The following is a 17300-nucleotide window of genomic DNA, read 5'->3' as shown; positions in this document are numbered from 1 at the left end:
AACACGTACCACGGCGGCTACAACGATCCCAGCTGCTGAGCACCGCGCGACTGTGACCTGACGCAGGAGCGGCCCTTGAGCGACGCCGGACATCGGTGTCGCCCAAGGGCCGTCCCCCGCCGCCCACTCCCCCACCGACCATCCCCGGCCCTGTTTGCCCGTACTACCAGTTCAAGGGACCGAGCTCGTCGGTGAAGGTGCCGGTCGGGCCGTCGGGGCCAAGGGTGGCCAGGCGTACGACGGTCTTGGCGCTCTCCGCCACCGGCCGTCCGATTCCGAGGGCGGCGGTCATGTCGGTGGCGGTGGTGCCGGGCTCCAGCGCGTTGAACTTGATGCCCGGATTTGCCTTGGCGTACTGGATCGTGAGCATGGTCGCCGCCGACTTGGAAGCCGCGTAGAGCGCCGCCGGAAGATTGAATTCCGGCCGTTCCGGGTTGGTGACCGCCCAGAAGGACCCCATGCTGCTGGACACGGTGACCACCGTCGGGTTCGACGACCGTCGGAGCAGGGGTAGTGCCGCCTCGGTGACGCGGACGATCCCCACCGCGTTGGTGTCGAACACCCGCAGGGCGGTGGGGCCGTCGACGGGGCCGTCGCCGAGGATGCCCGCGTTGTTCACGAGGACGTCGAGTCGACCCTCCGCCGAGTCGACAGTCGCCAGCGCGCCGCTCACCGACGCGTCGTCGGTGACATCGAGCTGCACGAACCGTGCGCCCAATTCGGCTGCGGCCTTCTCGCCCCGCTCGACGTCGCGGGCACCGATGTAGACGGTGTGGCCCAGTTCGAGAAGCTGCCTGGCGGTCTCGAACCCGATGCCCTTGTTGCCACCGGTGATGAGCGTGACGGTCATTCTTATCTCCTACATGTGCAACCACGGGGCGCCCTGTGAGCGACCGCCGCTGGTTTTGTACCGCTCGGTTGCCAATGACCGTAACAGGGTTTTGTACTGATCAGTTGGTGACCCGGGTCACGATCTGTACCGAGCGGTACGCTGGCGCCATGAGCACCGAGACGCCCGCCGTGGGACGCCCCCGGGCCTTCGACGAGGAGACGGTCCTCGACCGGGCAACCGAGGCCTTCTGGCGGCACGGCTACGAGGGCGCGTCCCTGAGCGTCCTCACCAGCGCGATGGGCATCAACCGGCCGAGCCTGTACGCCGCCTTCGGCAGCAAGGAACAGCTGTTCCAGCGTGCCTTCGCCCGCTACCACGACACCCAGGTGGCCAACGCCCGCGCCGCACTCGGCCAACCCACCGCGTACGCCTCGATCGAAGCCTTCCTGCGCGCCAGCGCCGACGGCCTCACCGACCGTGACCACCCGGCGGGCTGCCTCTCCATCCAGGGTGGCCTGGCCTGCTCGCCGGAGAACGCCCGCATCTCCGAGATCCTGGCCGCCGGCCGCGCCGCCACCGAGGCGGCCGTGGAGGAGCGACTGTCCCGCGCCGCGAAGGAGGGGGACCTCCCGGACGGCATGGATCCCGGCGCGCTGGCGCGGTTCGTGATGGCCCTCAGCGAAGGGCACGCTGTCCACGCCGCGTCCGGCGCGAGCCGCGAAGACCTCCACGCCTCGGTCGACATCGCCCTGCGAGCCCTCGCGCTGCGTCAGTGAGCCGCGCCGCGTCGGCGGCGCTCACCGCACCCGGCGGCCGCAGGGGCCCTGGAACAGCAGCTCCCACCCACCGCCCACATTCTGCTGACCGCGAAGTGACTTCCCTGAGGTCTGGTCCACCAACCATGCTGGCTCGATGAAGTCGCCGGATCTCGCAACGTCGGAGAGGCTGCTCACGAACCTCTACGCGGCATTCAACGAGCGCGACATCCCCGCACTGCTGGCCGCCATGACGCCGGATGTGTCGTGGCCAAATGGCTGGGAGGGAGGCCTCGTTCACGGCCGCGACGAGGTGAGTGCCTACTGGCGCAGGCAATGGGACCAGCTCGAACCGACCGTCATGCCGACCGCGTTCGTCGCGGAGGCCGACGGGCGAATCGTCGTCACCGTCCACCAGGTCGTCCGCAACAAAACCGGAGCGACAATCGCGGATCACACCGTCACGCATGTCTACCGATTCAACGACGGGTTGGTGGCAGAGATGGAAATCCGAGCATAAAGACGTCCGCAGTTGGCTGGCACTGCCGCTGAGCCCGGCGTTTGACGGCTGGCGACGGCACCCACGGTCGGAGTGCGCTCGTGACATCATCGCCGGCTGGACGTTCGTCGCCTGGCGGCCATCCGCGGCACGCTGGCGCGGCGGGGGCGGCTGCCGTGATGGTCAGTGCCTGTGGAGCTGAATCGTCTGCGGCATCAGCGGCCGGGCCGCCGGGTGGGGTCGATGAGCGTGGCCCGTCGCGCCCACACCGGCGGCCGACGCTACGCGGCTAGCAGGAGCCGTGCCAATTCACCTTTGTCACGATGACCTGAAGGTAGAAAATGTTGCCGCGCGGAGTAGCGCAGTGCGTGATGACAGTCGAGTCGTCCTGCCACGTGTGGTGGTATTCCAATTCGACGTTCGCGGTCGTGTAGTTGTAGAAGGTCTTCGTCGGGGCGCTGCCGGTCCACGGGCCGGTGGTCACCAGGGACGGAGTCTCCGTGGGGCCGGTGTTCACCGGAGCCCAGTTGGGCCAGGCGCAGAAGGTGCCCTGCTGGCAGTTGCCGGGCGGCCACGGCTCCTCACTCGGCCACGGGCCGGCGGCGGAGGCCGACGCGGCGGGGATGGTGGCCAGCAGGCCTGCGGTGGACAGGGCAAGGGCGAGGGACTTCAGTCGCACAGATCTCAAGATTGGCGCGGAAAGAGCAGCAGCAGTGCGTCTCGTCGATGCCCTTGCTAAGCTCGGATTAGTAGTCGTCCAAGATGGTGAACTGGAATCACTCGCACCTCACCTAGCGGTTAAGAAGGGTGCAAGATGGCTCCCAGCCGCGCTGGAGGCTGGCGCTCACATGGACGCCGCCGCGCAGGGGCACATTCATCGAGTAGTTGCCGCTGCTCGCCTTCAGGCTGCGTCGCGCAGCCTACGTGAAACAGCCGACGACGGTTCAACCTGAACAGCTATTGGGCTGATCATCGGTTCTACGCACACCAGCATTGCTCATACTTGATTAAGAGCCGGAGCGGTCGAGTCAGCCACTCCGGCCCCGAGCGTTGCTCGGTAAGCCCGGGTGACGTGTGCAAAAACATCTCGCCCGTCAACGTGCCCAGTCACAGCGCCACGATCGCCGCAGTCTCCGCAGGAAGCTCGATCCGGTCCCGCATCACGGTGACCCCCTCCCCCGTGGCAAGAAGCACCCGCCGAGCCACCCCAGGCAACGACACCCCCTGCCCACGCCCAGCCAAGTTCGCCACGACCAGCGTGTCCCCCCGCCGCATCACCAAAAACTGATCCCCGTGCTGCACAGAAACCGCGTTCAACCGAGGATCCGAGAGATCAGGAAGAGACCGCCGCAGCCCAATCAACCGCTGGTAAAACGACAACATCGAAGCATGCTCAGGCTTGTCCAGCTCCGCCCAGTCCAACCGCGACCGTACGAACGTCTCCGGGTCCTGCGGGTCCGGCACGTCCCCCTCAGGCCACCCGTGCGACGCGAACTCCCTTCGCCGCCCCGTCCGCACCGCAGACGCCAACTCCGGCTCGGGGTGCGACGTGAAGAACTGCCACGGCGTGGAGGCCGCCCATTCCTCCCCCATGAACAGCATGGGAGTGAACGGCGCGGTCAGCAGCAGCACAGCGCCAACCCGCAGCAGCGCGGGCGACAACGAAGCGGAGATCCGATCCCCGGTAGCCCGGTTGCCGATCTGATCATGGTTCTGCAAATACGCCACGAGCCGATGACCAGGCACCCGCGAATCCAGCGGCCGCCCATGGTGCCGATTGCGGAAGCTCGACCAGGTCCCCGCGTGGAAGAACCCACCGGTCAGCACGTCCGTCAGCGTCTCCAGGGAGCCGAAGTCGCCGTAGTACCCCTGCCGCTCCCCCGTCAACAACGTGTGCAGCGCGTGGTGCGCATCGTCGTTCCACTGGGCGTGCAGCCCGAACCCACCAGCCTCCCGAGGCGTGATCAGCCGCGGGTCGTTGAGGTCAGACTCGGCGATGAGCGACAGCGGCCGACCCAGGTGCGTCGACAGAGCCTCGACCTCAATCGCCAGCTCCTCCAAAAGCGGCACCGCCCGCGTGTCCGGCAGCGCGTGCACGGCGTCCAGGCGTAGCCCGTCGACGTGGTAGTCGCGCAGCCACATGAGAACGCTGTCGATGATGTAGCGGCGTACCTCGTCGGAGTGCGGGCCGTCCAGGTTGACCGAGCGGCCCCAACTGTTGCTCTGCTCGGCGAGGTAGGGCCCGAACTGCGGCGCGTAGGCCCCGGAGGGCCCGAAATGGTTGTAGACAACGTCGAGGATCACCCCCAGCCCTTTGGCGTGGGCGGCGTCGACGAACCGTTTGAGGCCGTCGGGGCCGCCGTAGGGCTCGTGTGGGGCGTACCAGCAGACGCCGTCGTACCCCCAGTTGTGTTCGCCGTTGAAGGCGTTGACCGGGAGCAGTTCGATCAGGTCGACACCGAGCGAGACGAGGTGGTCGAGGCGGTCGATGGCCGCGTCGAAGGTGCCGTCCGGGGTGAAGGTGCCGATGTGCAGCTCGTAGAGGATGCTGCCGGGCAGTTGCCGGCCGGTCCACGAGCTGTCGGTCCACGCGAAGGCGGAATGGTCGTAGCGGCGGCTGGGCCCGTGCACTCCCGCAGGCTGCCACGGTGACCGGGGGTCGGGCAGTGGGGTTTCGTCGTCGTTCAGCAGAAAGGAGTAGTCGAGGCCGGCGTCGGGCACCTCGACCCGCCACCAGCCGTCGGCGGCGGCGCGCATCTCGTGGTCGGTGTCGCCGGCCAGGCGCAGCCGCACCCGGGTGGCGTCCGGTGCCCAGACGGAGAATTCGGTCATGAAACGGCCTCCTCGGCAGCGGTGGGAGGAGCCAGCAGAGCGACGGGATAGTCGGCCAGGAGATTGTCCAGCGGCGTCTCCCCGCCACTGTAGACCCGCCCGGTGAACAGGTCCTTCATCTCGTGAACGGGAAGTGACAGGGCTGTGTCGCACCACCCGCCGGCGCGGGCCAGGCCCAGCGGCAGCCGGGTCGCCACGGCGATCACGCCACCCCGGTCGAAGGCCAGGGCGTGCCGGCCCAACGGCCCGTGCGCGGGCACCGGCCGGTAGGTGGTGAACAGTTCCGGGTGCGCCCGCCGCAACCGCAGGGTCCGCGACACGACGAGCAGCTTCGCCGCTCCGTCGGTGTCGATCGGGGGACGCCAGCCGCCGTCGATGCGTGCCAGCAACTCTCGGCGTACGTCGAAGTCGACCGGGCGGCGGTTGTCGGGGTCGACGAGGGAGTTGTCCCACAGCTCGGTGCCCTGGTAGGTGTCCGGCACCCCGGGCATGGTGAGCTGGATGAGCTTCTGCCCGAGGGAGTTGCACCAGCCGGCCGGGGTGATCGCGGCGGCGAGTTCGGTCAGCTCGTCGTGCAGGCTCGGGTCGTCGTACATGCGGTCGACCACGTCGTGCAGTGCCTGCTCGAAGGCCGGGTTCGGGTCCCCCCAGCTGGTCGAGGCGCCGGCCTCCCGGGCGGCCTTCTCGACGTACGCGTGCAGCCGCTCCCGTTCGATCGGCCACGCGCCGACGGCGGTCTGCCAGAGCAGATGGGCGAACGCCGGGTCGGGCAGTGGCGCGTACTCCATCCAGGTCTTGACCTGCTCGGCCCAGCGGCCCGGCAGTTCGCTGAGCACGGCGAGGCGGGCGCGGACGTCCTCGCCGCGTTTGGTGTCGTGGGTGGAGAGGGTGGTCATGGTGGCCGGCCAGCGGACCTGTTGGGCGGCGGCGAAGCGGTGGAACTCCGCGGGTGGCACCCCGAAGCGGGTGGGGCTGTCGCCGACCTCGTTGAGCGCCACGAACCGGGTCCACCGGTAGAACGCGGTGTCCTCCACGCCCTTGGCCATCACCGCGCCGGTGAGCTGGGGGAACCGCATGGCCAGCTCGTCGTCGGGGTTGCGCAGCCGGCGGGTGATCGCGTCCAGGGCGGCGGCCAGGTCGGGGCGGCGGCGGCCGGCCTCGGAGCGGGCGGCGGCGAGGTGCCGGGCGCCGTGCGGCGGGTAGCCGCGGTAGACGTCGAACGCGGCGGCCAGCTCGGCGAGCGCCGCGCGGGCCTGCTCGGTGGGCACCTCGGGGGCGAGAGCGGCCAGCCGGGTCAGCTCGGCGGCGAGCAGTTGGGTGGCGGCGGCCAGCTTGGTGGTGTGGGTCAGGTCCTCCCAGGAGGTACGCCGACCCGCCAGCTGGGTGTCCAGCACCGTGAAGTCGCCCTCGGCGTCGATGTCGATGAAGAGCCCACCGGCCATGGCCAGGGCGTCGTAGCCGGTGGTGCCGTCCACCGGCCAGTCCGGCAGCTCCTCGCCGTACTCCAGGATCTTCTCCACCACGAGCCACGCGTCCGGCGCGGCGGCCCGCAGCCGGGCCAGGTAGCCGGCCGGGTCGCGCAGGCCGTCCGGGTGGTCGACGCGGATGCCGTCGACCTCCCCGGCGGCGGCCCAGCGCAGGATCAGCTCGTGGGTGGCGGCGAACACCGCCGGGTCCTCCACCCGCAGGCCCGCCAGGCCCGCGATGGCGAAGAACCGGCGGTACGTCAGCTCGGCGTCACCGCGCCGCCAGGACACCAGCTCGTAGTGCTGCCGGTCGTGCACCTCGGCCGCGGTGCCGTCGCCAGTGCCGTCGGCGACCGGGAAGCGGTGCTCGTGGTAGCGCAGCTCCCCGTCGACGAGCTTGAGGTCGTCCAGGGCGCCCGCGTCGTCGGCCAGCACCGGCAGCAGTAGCCGGCCACGGTCCCAGTCGATGTCGAACCAGTCGGCGTACGCCGAGTCGCGCCCCCGGCGCAGCACGTCCCACCAGGCCGGGTTGGCGGCCGGGACGGCCACCCCGGCGTGGTTGGGCACGATGTCGACGACCAGGCCGAGGCCCTTGTCGCGCAGCGCGCGCAGCAGCCGCTGCCGGGCGGCCTCCCCGCCCAGCTCCGGGTTGACGGCCCGGTGGTCGACCACGTCGTAGCCGTGCTGGGAACCGGGGGTGGCGGTCAGCAGCGGGGCGCTGTAGAGGTGGCTGACGCCGAGGTCGGCCAGGTAGTCGACGATCGCGGCGGTGGCGTCCAGGTCGAAACCGGGGCGGACCTGGACGCGGTAGGTGGCCTTCGGAGGGGTGGCCGGCATGTCAGATCATCCTCTCCAGCACGACGAGGGAGCGGTCCGGCACCCGGATGGTGCCGCCCGCGCTGATCACCGTGGCGTCGTCCGGCTCCGGCTCGGCGGTGCTGATCACCCGCTCCCACTTCTGGCCGTACTCGCTGCCGGGCATGGTGAAGTCCAGTGGCGCGTCGTGGGCGTTGAAGCAGAGCAGGAACGACGCGTCGTGGTGCTTCTGGCCGTACTGGCCGCGCTCGCGGATGCCCTCGCCGTTGACGAAGAGCGCCACCGAGCGGCCGAAGTCGTTGCCCCAGTCCTCGCCGGTCATCTCCCGCCCGTCCGGGGTGTACCAGGCCAGGTCGGGCAGCGGCTCGTCGATGCCGCGCCCGCCCACCGGCAGGCCGGTGAAGAACCGGCGGCGGCGGAACACCTGGTGTCGTTTGCGGAACGCGGTGAGCGTGCGGACGAAGTCCAGCAGCTGCTCGTCGGCGTTGTCCCAGTCGACCCAGGCCAGCTCGCTGTCCTGGCAATAGACGTTGTTGTTGCCGTGCTGGGTGCGGCCCAGCTCGTCACCGTGGCCGATCATCGGCACGCCCTGCGACAGCATCAGGGTGGCCAGGAAGTTGCGCCGCTGCTTGGCCCGCAGCGCGAGCACCGCCTCGTCGTCGGTGTCGCCCTCGACCCCGCAGTTCCAGGACCGGTTGTGGCTCTCGCCGTCCCGGTTGTCCTCGCCGTTGGCCTCGTTGTGCTTGTCGTTGTACGACACCAGGTCGTTGAGGGTGAACCCGTCGTGCACGGTGACGAAGTTGATGCTGTGGAACGGGCGGCGGCCGTCGTCCTGGTAGAGGTCGGCCGAGCCGGAGATGCGGGACGCGAACTCGGCCAGGGTGGCCGGCTCACCGCGCCAGAAGTCCCGCACGGTGTCGCGGTACTTGCCGTTCCACTCGGTCCACAGCGGCGGGAAGTTGCCCACCTGGTAGCCGCCGGGGCCGACGTCCCACGGTTCGGCGATCAGCTTCACCTGGCTGACCACCGGGTCCTGCTGCACCACCTCGAAGAAGGTGGACAGGCGGTCCACCTCGTAGAACTCGCGGGCCAGGGTGGCGGCCAGGTCGAACCGGAAGCCGTCGACGTGCATCTCGGTCACCCAGTACCGCAACGAATCCATGATCAGTTGCAGGGAGTGCGGGCTGCGCACGTTGAGGCTGTTGCCGGTGCCGGTGTAGTCGACGAAGTAGCGGGGGTCCTCCTCGCTGAGCCGGTAGTAGCTCGGCGCGTCCACCCCCTTGAAGCTCAGCGTCGGCCCGAGGTGGTTGCCCTCGGCGGTGTGGTTGTAGACCACGTCGAGGATGACCTCGATGCCGGCCGCGTGCAGCGCCTTCACCATGCCCCGGAACTCCTGCACCTGCTGGCCGAGCCGGCCCAGCGCCGAGTAGCCGTGGTGCGGGGCGAAGAAGCCGATGGTGTTGTAACCCCAGTAGTTGCGCAGCCCCAGGTCGGCGAGGCGGTTGTCGTGGATGAACTGGTGCACCGGCATCAGCTCGATCGCCGTCACCCCGAGCCGGGTCAGATAGTCGATCATCGGTGGGGAGGCGATGCCCGCGTACGTGCCGCGCAGCTCCTCCGGGATGTCCGGGTGGCGCATGGTCAGCCCGCGTACGTGCGCCTCGTAGATCACCGAGTGGTGGTAAGGGGTGCGCGGCGGCTTGTCGTTGCCCCAGTCGAAGTACGGGTTCACCACCACCGACTTCGGCATGAACGGCGCGGAGTCGGTTTCGTTCATCCGCTCCGGCTCGTCCATGTCGTAGTCGTAGACCGCCGGGTCCCACGTCACGTCACCGTCGATGGCCTTCGCGTACGGGTCGATCAGCAGCTTGTTCGGGTTGCAGCGCAGCCCGTTCGCGGGGTCGTACGGACCGTGCACCCGGTAGCCGTAGCGCTGGCCCGGCTCGATGCCCGGCAGGTACGCGTGCCACACGTAGGCGTCCACCTCGCGCAGCTCGACGCGGCGCTCCGCGCCGGTGTCCCACTCGTCGAAGAGGCACAGCTCGACCCGCTCGGCCACCTCGGAGAAGATGGCGAAGTTGGTGCCCATCCCGTCGTAGGTGGCGCCAAGGGGGTACCGCTCGCCCGGCCAGACCTGCATCTTGCTCCCTCAACCCATGGTGATGTGCGCACCGGCCGACGCTGCCCCGCGCGCAGGCAGGTAGTGCCCCCTGCCCGTACGCGCCAATCCATCCTTTCAGGCGGTGCCCGGAAACCACCTGTCTGATGCGACCTAAACCATCGGGTGTCCTCCGTCACGATGGCCCTTTTCGAGATGCGTTCTTGGGCCGGATGCCCTTTCCTTGTTCGGGGGCAAGCGTCCGCTCGCGCCCGCCAGGCCCTCGGCCACCCCTTACACCTCTCGCTCCGCCGCCACTGACGCCGGCGCGCACCACCATGCATGGACGGAGATTGATGTGACGACCCTGCGGGTCGACGAGCAGCTCGCTGCCACCAAGGACCGGGCCCACCGGCCCACCCTCACCTCACGGCCCAACGCGCAGCCCGGCCCGAGCCCGCAGTCCGGCCCGGTCGTGCCGGCGCAGTCCGGCCCCGGGGTGCCCCCGCAGACCCGCCGCATCCTCATGCTGTCCTGGGAGTACCCGCCGGTGCTCGTCGGTGGCCTCGGCCGCCACGTGCACGCCCTGTCGGTGGCCCTGGCCGCCGCCGGCCACGAGGTCACCGTGGTCACCCGGCACAGCGAGGGCGCGCCCCTGGAGGAGTACGCCGAGGGCGTACGCATCCTGCGCGCTCCCGAGGACCCGGTCACCTTCCCCCTCGCCACCGGTTCGCTGCTGGCCTGGACGATGGCCTTCAACCACACCCTCACCCGCACCGCGCTGCGCGCCACCCAGGCCGGCTCGTACGACGTCATCCACGCCCACGACTGGCTCGTCGCGCACACCGCGATGACGCTGCGCGAGCACCTGGACATCCCGCTGGTCAGCACGATCCACGCCACCGAGGCCGGTCGGCACCAGGGCTGGCTGCCGGAGGAGATGAACCGCACCATCCACGGTGTCGAGCACTGGCTCAGCAGCGAGTCCAACCGGGTGATCGTCTGCTCCGGGTACATGCGCGACGAGGTGAACGCGCTGTTCGGCGTACCGGCCGGGAGGGTCGACGTGGTCGCCAACGGCGTGGAGCCGCACCGCTGGCGGGTGCCCGCGAGCGCGGTGGCCGCCGCCCGCGCCCGGTTCGCCGGGGACGGCCCGCTGGTCACCTTCGCCGGCCGCCTGGTGTACGAGAAGGGCGTGCAGCACCTGATCGCCGCGCTCCCCCGGCTGCGCGAACGGCACCCCGGGCTGCGTGCCGTGATCGCCGGCGACGGCCCGTACCGCGCCGAGTTGGAGGCCGAGGTGCACCGCCGCGGCCTCGGCGGCATGGTCAGCATGCCGGGCTTCCTCGGCGGCACCGACCTGCCGGCGCTGATGGCCGCGTCCGACTGCTTCGCCGTGCCCAGCATCTACGAGCCGTTCGGCATGGTCGCCCTGGAAGGCGCCGCGGCCGGTGCGCCGCTCGCCGTCGCCGCCACCGGTGGCCTCGCCGAGATCGTCGAACCGGGTGTCACCGGGATGACCTTCCGCCCGCACGACCCGGACAGCCTGACCGACGCCGTGCACGCCCTGCTGTCCGACGCCGACCGCACCCGTGCCATGGCCCGCCACGCCCGCCGGATGGTCCACGACCAGTACGGCTGGGCCGCGATCGCCCAGCACACCGCCGCCAGCTACGCCGCCGCCATCCAGCACGACGCCGCGTTCACCGCCGAACGCGCCGAGCAGCGGATGTCGCAGGGCCGTGCGCTTCCGGCGCTCCCCGAGGGCAACCTGCTCGCCGCCGCCGGCCTGCGCTGACCACGCCGGCCCGGCCCTTGCGGTTGGCCGGGCGGGGCGGGCGGGCCGGGCGGGGCCTTGCCTTGTGCGGTTGATCGACTCGGTTTTCTTGAAGTCGGGGTGTCCCAGTGCCGGGGACGCCCCGACTTCCTGAAAGCCGAGTCGATCACGCTGGGCCCGGCGGGTGTGATGCCCGTCGGGGCGGGCCGCGCGGGTGGGCCCGCCGGGTATGGTGCCGGCCGGGCCGAGTCGATCACGCTGGGCCCGCCGCGTATGGTGCCCGTCGGGCCGGGCCGCGCCGCTCGGCGGCTGTCGGCCGGTCCTGCCAGAATGTGCTGATGTTTCGCGCTGTCGACGCCCTGGATGCCGCCTTTCCGACCGCCGCCGCCGTCGCGCTGGACCTGATCCGACGCCCCGAGGTGACCGAGCGGTGGTCACACCCGAGCGCGCTGCCACACCTGTCAGTGGGTGGCCTGGCGTGCCACCTGGGACGTCAGGCGGTCCGCGCCGCCGAGTTGCTGCCGATGCCGACCGACCTACCGACGTTGGATTCGGCGGACGACCACTACGAGCAGGCCCCGTGGGTCAGCGAGGGCACCCCGGACGAGAAGTCGGTCGCCGAGAGCAACGACGAGGCGGACGCGGCCCGCGGACCGGCCGACCTGCACGCCCGCTGCGCCCAGGCGCTGGAAGTGGTCGGCGACCTGCTCTCCCGGGGTGCCGCCGGTGAGGTCGTGCCGATCCCGTGGCAGGGCTGGTCGTTGCGGCGCGGGGACTTCCTGCTCACCCGCCAGCTGGAGATCGTCGTGCACTCCGACGACCTCGCGGTGAGCGTCGGCGTACCCACGCCGGAGTTCCCGGCGGACGTCTTCGACCCCGTCCGGGACCTGCTGGTCCGCCTGGCGGTGCGCCGCCGTGGTCAGTCGGCGCTGATCAGCGCCCTGAGCCGCAGCGAGCGGTCCCAGGACATCTCGGCATTCTGACTCCCGGCGGTGCCCGGTCGTGATCGACTCGGCTTCCTGAAAGTCGGGGTGTCCCGGACCGGGGAACACCGCGCCTTCAAGAATCCCGAGTCGATCAAGGCCGATCGGGCACGGCCAGAGCGGAAACGCGGCAGGCCGCCGACCCGGAGGGGTCGACGGCCTGCTGTGCAACGAAGAGCGGGTCAGCGCTCGCCGAAGGGGACGTAGTTCCGCTCGGCGGAGCCGACGTAGACCTGCCGCGGACGGCCAATCTTGGTCTCCGGGTCGTTGATCATCTCGCGCCACTGGGCGATCCAGCCGGGCAGCCGGCCGAGCGCGAAGAGCACGGTGAACATCTTGGTCGGGAAGCCCATGGCCTTGTAGATCAGACCGGTGTAGAAGTCCACGTTCGGGTAGAGCCGACGCGAGACGAAGAAGTCGTCGGCGAGGGCGATCTCCTCCAGCTCCATGGCGATGTCCAGCAGCGGGTCGGGCTTGGCCATCCGGCCCAGCACGTCCTGCGCGGCCTTCTTGACGATCGCCGCCCGCGGGTCGTAGTTCTTGTAGACCCGGTGGCCAAAGCCCATCAGCTTGACGCCGTCCTGCTTGTCCTTGACCTTACGGACAAAGGACCGGACGTCGTCGTCGCCGGCGTGGATCTGCTGGAGCATCTCCAGCACCGCCTGGTTGGCGCCGCCGTGCAGGGGGCCGAACAGCGCGTTCACGCCGGCCGAGACCGAGGCGAACAGGTTGGCGTTGCTGGAGCCGACCAGCCGGACTGTCGACGTGGAGCAGTTCTGCTCGTGGTCGGCGTGCAGGACGAAGAGCATGTCCAGCACCTTCGACATCACCGGGTCGACCTCGTACGGCTCCGCCGGCACGCCGAACGTCATCCGCAGCAGGTTGTCCACGTAGCCCAGCGAGTTGTCCGGGTACAGCAGCGGCTGACCGATGGACTTCTTGTACGCGTACGAGGCGATGGTGGGGACCTTGGCCATCAGCCGGACCGTGGAGATCTCCACGTGCTCGGAGTCGAACGGGTCCAGGCTGTCCTGGTAAAAGGTGGACAGGGCGCTCACCGCGGACGAGAGCACCGCCATCGGGTGGGCGTCCCGGGGGAAGCCGTCGAAGAAGCGACGCATCTCCTCGTGCAGCAGCGAGTGGCGCCGAATCCACTCGGTGAACTCGGTCAGCTGCTGCTCGGTCGGCAGCTCACCGTAGATGAGCAGGTAGGAGACCTCCAGGAAGGAGGACTTCTCGGCCAGCTGCTCGATCGGGTACCCCCGGTAACGCAGGATGCCCGCGTCGCCGTCGATGTAGGTGATCGCGGATGAGGCAGCGGCGGTGTTGACGAAACCGGGGTCGTACGTGGTCATCCCGGTTTCCTTCAGCAGCTTGCTCACCCCGATACCGGCGGGGCCCTCGACCGCAGGATGCACCGGCATCGACAGCTGCCCACCGGGGTGATCGAGCTTGACTTCCGTCATGTGGTTCCTCGCTTCGCCGGCAGATCTACGTTGAATTGCCTTCGCTTCTACCGTAATTGCGGCTCGGGGGACAACGCCCGCCGTGGTTCGGCGGTGAGGTATGCGTCACCCGATTCCCGACCAGGCGGCCGGGAAACCCGGCATCCCGCCAACCGGGACCGGACCGGACCGGACCCGGAAGCCAGACCGGACCGACCCCGGACACCAGACCCGACCGGCCCGGAGAGCCAGGCCGGATCGGACCCCGACGCCAGACCGGGCCGACCCCGGACATCAGGCGAGACCAATCCGGAAGCACAGTCACGACAGGGTGAGGCGGCGCAGCGCACCGTCCGCCGCGACCTGGTAGACGTCGAGTGTGTTGGTGCCGGCGTGGAACAGCTTGTCGTCGGCGAGCAGCGCGGCGAACCGGCGTCCGCCGGGGTCGGCCGGCACCACCGGGACGACCGCCCCGACGCGACCGTTGACGGCGACGGCGAGCAGGGTGCCGTCCGGGATCCGGTCCGGGACGTCGCCCCAGACCAGCGCCGGCAGGGTGCCGGTGTCCGGGTCGGTGGCGGTGAACGCGGCCAGGTCGGCGACCCGGGCGCTGCCGGCGGCCGGGCCGGCGCGTACCTCGGTGCCGACCAGAGGGTGCGGTGTGGGCAGCGGCGGCGGGGTGGGTACGCCGCCGGGGAAGGTGACCGGTTCGCCGGGGCGGTCGTAGAAGTGCTTCGTACCGTCGGTGCGGGGCGCCTGCCGGGCGGAGCGCCCGTCGACCCGCCAGGGCAACCGGATGCCGGCCTCGTCGGCCACCGTCGGCAGCAGGTCGACGTGTTCCCAGTTGCGGTCGTCGACCCGGCCGGTCTGCTGCCGGGGTTCCTTGACGAACGTCGGCACCCAGGCGACCTCGCCGGCGGCGGCCTTGATGGCGTCCATGCCCCGGCCCTGGGCGCCGGGGCGGAAGCTCACCCCGTGGTCGGCGGTCACCACGACGAGCGCCTGGTCGTAGAGGCCGCTGGCGCGCAGCGTCCGCAGTGTCTCGCCGATCAGCCGGTCGGTGTAGCCGAGCTGGGCGAGGTGCCGCTGCCGGGCCAGATCGACCCAGCCGGCGCCGTCGTTGGGCAGGTCCTCGGGGGCGTCGTAGCGCGCGCCGGACGGCAGGTACGCCCACGGTGAGTGCGGCATCAGCAGGTGCAGGAAGTGCAGGGTGGGGCGGGCGGTCGGCTTCAGCCCGGCCAGGAAGCTGGTGAACCGGGCCGGTTGGTTGTCGTCCAGGCTGTCCCACCGGAACTTCGGGTCGGCCGGCACCGGTTCGGCGGCGTCCAGGCCGGCTTCGGCCCGGGTCTGCTCGCGATAGGAGTCTTCCGGGTCGACGGTGCTCTCGGTCGGCCCGGCGACCCGGCCGAGCAGCTTGCCGGTCTCGCGGACCAGCACGCCCATCCCCTGTTCCGGGGTGACCGGCTGTTCGCACCGGCTGGGTGGGCACAGCCGGGTGATGCTCTCCTCGGCCTTGATGTCGTAGAGGCCGCCGAAGGCGGTGAAGATGTTGTCCGGGTACTGCGAGTAGTGCGGGGCGACGGGCTTCGCCGGGTAGCGGCCGGTGAGCATCGCCGGCAGCGCGTTCGGTGTCCACCCGCTGACCCCTGTCGAGTTGCGGTACCAGGTGGAGGCGCCGGCCAGTTCGGCGAAGTGCGGGTACCGACCGGCGTCGATCTGTCCGTCCGGGCCGAGCAGGCTGACCAGTGGCAGCTCGTCGAGGATCAGCATGACCACCGGTGGGTGCACGGCCGAACCCTGCGCGGTCCCTGCCGCACCGCCGTCGCCGCGCGGCAGGACCACCGCCGAGGTGGGCGAGACGAGCAGGAAGAGCGCCACGAAGGCCACCGGGCCGGCGGCGGCCAGTCGCAGGGCCCGGCCCGGCGCCCGCCACCGCCGGTGCGCGAGCGCGCCGGCGGCTCCGGCCAGCACGGCCACCAGCAGCAGCGGTACGCCCCGAAGCGGCGTCACGTGTCGGCCCACCTGCACGGCGAGCGCGGCGACCAGCAGCCCGACCAGCCCGGTGTGGGTGACGGCGCGGGCGGTCCGGCCGGCGAGTCGGCTGAGCGCCCCGAGCAGCGCCACCGCGACGGTGGGAACCACCGTCACCAGGGCGACCAGCAGCAGGATCTCGGCCGGGTCGGCGCGGTGGAAGAGGAAGAAGTCGGGGCTGCGGCCGAGCACGTCCAGCAGGGGTTGGGTGACCACGAGACCGACCAGCGCGACGATCTCCAGCAGCCGGCCCAGCTCTGCGCGCCAGCCCCGCTCCCACCGCCCGGCCGGCGGGTCCGGCAGGGCGGGCGGGTCGACGGAGGCCGGTTCAGCCACCCATCACCGTCCGGTAGAGGGTGCGGGTGCCCGAGGGCAGCTCCAGCCGGTCGGTGATCCGTCCCCGGGCGGCGAGCACCGTCTCGAAGGCGTCGCGGCGGTAGTCCGGGAAGAGGTCGGCGGGCTTGTTGGCCAGCAGCCGGGTCGCCATCGGGTCCTCCGGGTGGACGAACTCCACCACCACCGCCCCGCCCGGTGCGGTCAGCCCGGCGAGCCAGTCGACGACCTCCGGCAGCGGCACGTTGCGCCCGATCGCCAGGTGGTGCACGACGGCCAGGGCGAGCACCACGTCGGCGGACGCCCGCTCGGCGAAGCCGGCCCGCTCGACGCCGCGCCAGCCGCCGCCCGGCGAGGGGTCGGCCAGGTCCAGCACCAGCGGCAGGATGCGGCGCTGCCCCTCGGAGCGCAGTTTGCGGTACAGCTCGTCGACAACGGCCGGGTCCTGCTCGACGGCGACCACGTAGTCGGCGTGCCCGGCCGCCAACCGGGAGTACCGGCCGTCGTTGGCGCCGAGGTCGAGCACCAGGCGGGGGCGGGTGCCGGCGGCAGCCACCGAGGCGGCCACGAACTGCTCCTTCGCCACCCGGTCGCGGGCCGAGTAGCCGCAGGTGCGCTGGTAGTCCGACCAGTGGGTCCCGGCCGGGCGGTGCTCCAGCTTGCGGACCAGTTTCTCGATGCCGCGGACGGTGGCGAGCAGCAACTCCCGGGAGAAGCCGGCAGCCCGCAGTTGGTCGCGGACCTCGGTGGTGCTGGCGGCGGCGTTGCGTTGCTGCATGGCCCCGTGCAGATGCAGGTGGGTCAGCACGCCGGGGCGCAGCCGACGGGCACCGGTGAACAGGGGCCGCAGCTCGTCGGCCTCGATGCCGTCGACCCGGGCGCGCAGCCAGGGTTGGAAGTCGACGCCCAGGTGGGCGGTGAGCATCAGCGGGTAGAGCACTGTCTGGCAGAACTGCCGGTAGCCGGCCCACGGTTCGCCGTCGCGGACCGGTTCGAACGAGCCGATGTCGATGAAGACCGGTTCGGCGCCGCGCCACTGGAGGTTGTACGCGGAGCCGTCCTTGGTGGTGAAACCCTCGCCGAGCGCGGCGTTGAGGATCTCCAGGTGCAGCAGGGCGGCGTCGCGCAGCATGCTGAACGACCACTCGTACGGGTGGGAGACGAACGGGATGCGCTCGTGACGCAGCACGGCGGCCCACGGTGTTCCGGTCGCGGCGGGCACCAGTGTGGGCGGGGCGTCATCGGTGGCGCAGACCTTGCGCGCGGCGACGAGTGCCGGAAAGAACGTGCTGCCGGTCAACGCCCGCCAGTGCTGCGCGGCCTGGGGGTCCAGCCCGCGCAGCACCTCGTCGCCGACGTGGAAGACCCGGTTGGCCGGGTCGCGGAAGGAGGCCGGCTCGGGCCGTACCCCGGTGGGTGAGATCGCCATGGTC

12 protein-coding genes are annotated in these 17300 nt (G+C 70.7%); 4 read left to right on the top strand and 8 right to left on the bottom strand.

The window, feature by feature from the left end:
* Window positions 1–163: 163 nt before the first annotated feature.
* Complete coding sequence (locus IF22_RS0115695) at window positions 164–850, bottom strand: SDR family NAD(P)-dependent oxidoreductase (protein ID WP_030332630.1); 687 nt, start codon at window positions 848–850, stop codon at window positions 164–166.
* Between the two features lie 149 nt (window positions 851–999).
* On the opposite strand from IF22_RS0115695, the gene IF22_RS0115690 reads away from it, so the two are divergent.
* Together IF22_RS0115690 and IF22_RS0115685 are read left to right on the top strand one after the other, a co-directional pair.
* Window positions 1000–1608 (top strand): TetR/AcrR family transcriptional regulator, encoded by a 609-nt coding sequence (locus IF22_RS0115690; RefSeq protein ID WP_030332627.1) that lies wholly within the window; start codon window positions 1000–1002, stop codon window positions 1606–1608.
* Between the two features lie 136 nt (window positions 1609–1744).
* The gene (locus tag IF22_RS0115685) at window positions 1745–2107 is read left to right on the top strand and encodes a nuclear transport factor 2 family protein (protein ID WP_030332625.1); all 363 of its coding nucleotides are present in this window, start codon (window positions 1745–1747) and stop codon (window positions 2105–2107) included.
* Window positions 2108–2375: 268 nt separating this feature from the next.
* Here IF22_RS0115685 and IF22_RS0115680 read toward each other — a convergent pair whose 3' ends face one another.
* From IF22_RS0115680 to glgX, 4 genes are all read right to left on the bottom strand, one after another.
* The gene (locus tag IF22_RS0115680; RefSeq protein WP_030332624.1) at window positions 2376–2765 is read right to left on the bottom strand and encodes a hypothetical protein; all 390 of its coding nucleotides are present in this window, start codon (window positions 2763–2765) and stop codon (window positions 2376–2378) included.
* 428 nt (window positions 2766–3193) lie between these two features.
* Entirely contained in the window at window positions 3194–4918 is a 1725-nt protein-coding gene (gene treZ, locus IF22_RS0115675) for a malto-oligosyltrehalose trehalohydrolase (RefSeq protein WP_030332622.1), read from the bottom strand.
* Window positions 4915–7221: a malto-oligosyltrehalose synthase gene (gene treY, locus IF22_RS0115670; RefSeq protein WP_030332620.1), complete on the bottom strand. Its 2307-nt coding sequence runs from the start codon at window positions 7219–7221 to the stop codon at window positions 4915–4917. The genes treZ and treY overlap by 4 nt, the downstream gene beginning before the upstream one ends.
* A gap of 1 nt (window position 7222) precedes the next feature.
* The gene (glgX, locus tag IF22_RS0115665; protein WP_030332618.1) at window positions 7223–9340 is read right to left on the bottom strand and encodes a glycogen debranching protein GlgX; all 2118 of its coding nucleotides are present in this window, start codon (window positions 9338–9340) and stop codon (window positions 7223–7225) included.
* 316 nt (window positions 9341–9656) lie between these two features.
* On the opposite strand from glgX, the gene IF22_RS0115660 reads away from it, so the two are divergent.
* Together IF22_RS0115660 and IF22_RS0115655 are read left to right on the top strand one after the other, a co-directional pair.
* Entirely contained in the window at window positions 9657–11096 is a 1440-nt protein-coding gene (locus tag IF22_RS0115660; RefSeq protein ID WP_030332616.1) for a glycosyltransferase family 4 protein, read from the top strand.
* A gap of 317 nt (window positions 11097–11413) precedes the next feature.
* Window positions 11414–12058, top strand: a complete 645-nt coding sequence (locus tag IF22_RS0115655; RefSeq protein ID WP_156057571.1) for a maleylpyruvate isomerase N-terminal domain-containing protein — start codon at window positions 11414–11416, stop codon at window positions 12056–12058.
* 182 nt (window positions 12059–12240) lie between these two features.
* Here IF22_RS0115655 and IF22_RS0115650 read toward each other — a convergent pair whose 3' ends face one another.
* The 3 genes from IF22_RS0115650 to IF22_RS0115640 form a co-directional block, all read right to left on the bottom strand.
* Entirely contained in the window at window positions 12241–13524 is a 1284-nt protein-coding gene (locus IF22_RS0115650) for a citrate synthase (protein ID WP_030332612.1), read from the bottom strand.
* Between the two features lie 300 nt (window positions 13525–13824).
* Window positions 13825–15870, bottom strand: a complete 2046-nt coding sequence (locus tag IF22_RS0115645; RefSeq protein WP_051708519.1) for a sulfatase-like hydrolase/transferase — start codon at window positions 15868–15870, stop codon at window positions 13825–13827.
* Window positions 15863–17296, bottom strand: a complete 1434-nt coding sequence (locus IF22_RS0115640; protein ID WP_030332609.1) for a class I SAM-dependent methyltransferase — start codon at window positions 17294–17296, stop codon at window positions 15863–15865. The genes IF22_RS0115645 and IF22_RS0115640 overlap by 8 nt, the downstream gene beginning before the upstream one ends.
* Window positions 17297–17300: the final 4 nt, after the last annotated feature.

The sequence above is a fragment of the Micromonospora parva genome, assembly GCF_000718515.1.
Classification (GTDB): Bacteria; Actinomycetota; Actinomycetes; order Mycobacteriales; family Micromonosporaceae; genus Micromonospora; species Micromonospora parva.
Note: the sequence above shows the minus strand (reverse complement) of the source record. Positions and strands in the feature narration are given on the sequence as shown.

Excerpts from the sequence above, each read along its gene's own strand:
- IF22_RS0115685 (WP_030332625.1), top strand. The coding sequence starts at position 1,745 with ATGAAGTCGCCGGATCTCGCAACGTCGGAGAGGCTGCTCACGAACCTC.
- IF22_RS0115650 (WP_030332612.1), bottom strand. The coding sequence starts at position 13,524 with ATGACGGAAGTCAAGCTCGATCACCCCGGTGGGCAGCTGTCGATGCCG.
- IF22_RS0115640 (WP_030332609.1), bottom strand. The coding sequence starts at position 17,296 with ATGGCGATCTCACCCACCGGGGTACGGCCCGAGCCGGCCTCCTTCCGC.
- IF22_RS0115695 (WP_030332630.1), bottom strand. The coding sequence starts at position 850 with ATGACCGTCACGCTCATCACCGGTGGCAACAAGGGCATCGGGTTCGAG.
- treY (WP_030332620.1), bottom strand. The coding sequence starts at position 7,221 with ATGCCGGCCACCCCTCCGAAGGCCACCTACCGCGTCCAGGTCCGCCCC.
- IF22_RS0115655 (WP_156057571.1), top strand. The coding sequence starts at position 11,414 with ATGTTTCGCGCTGTCGACGCCCTGGATGCCGCCTTTCCGACCGCCGCC.
- treZ (WP_030332622.1), bottom strand. The coding sequence starts at position 4,918 with ATGACCGAATTCTCCGTCTGGGCACCGGACGCCACCCGGGTGCGGCTG.
- glgX (WP_030332618.1), bottom strand. The coding sequence starts at position 9,340 with ATGCAGGTCTGGCCGGGCGAGCGGTACCCCCTTGGCGCCACCTACGAC.
- IF22_RS0115690 (WP_030332627.1), top strand. The coding sequence starts at position 1,000 with ATGAGCACCGAGACGCCCGCCGTGGGACGCCCCCGGGCCTTCGACGAG.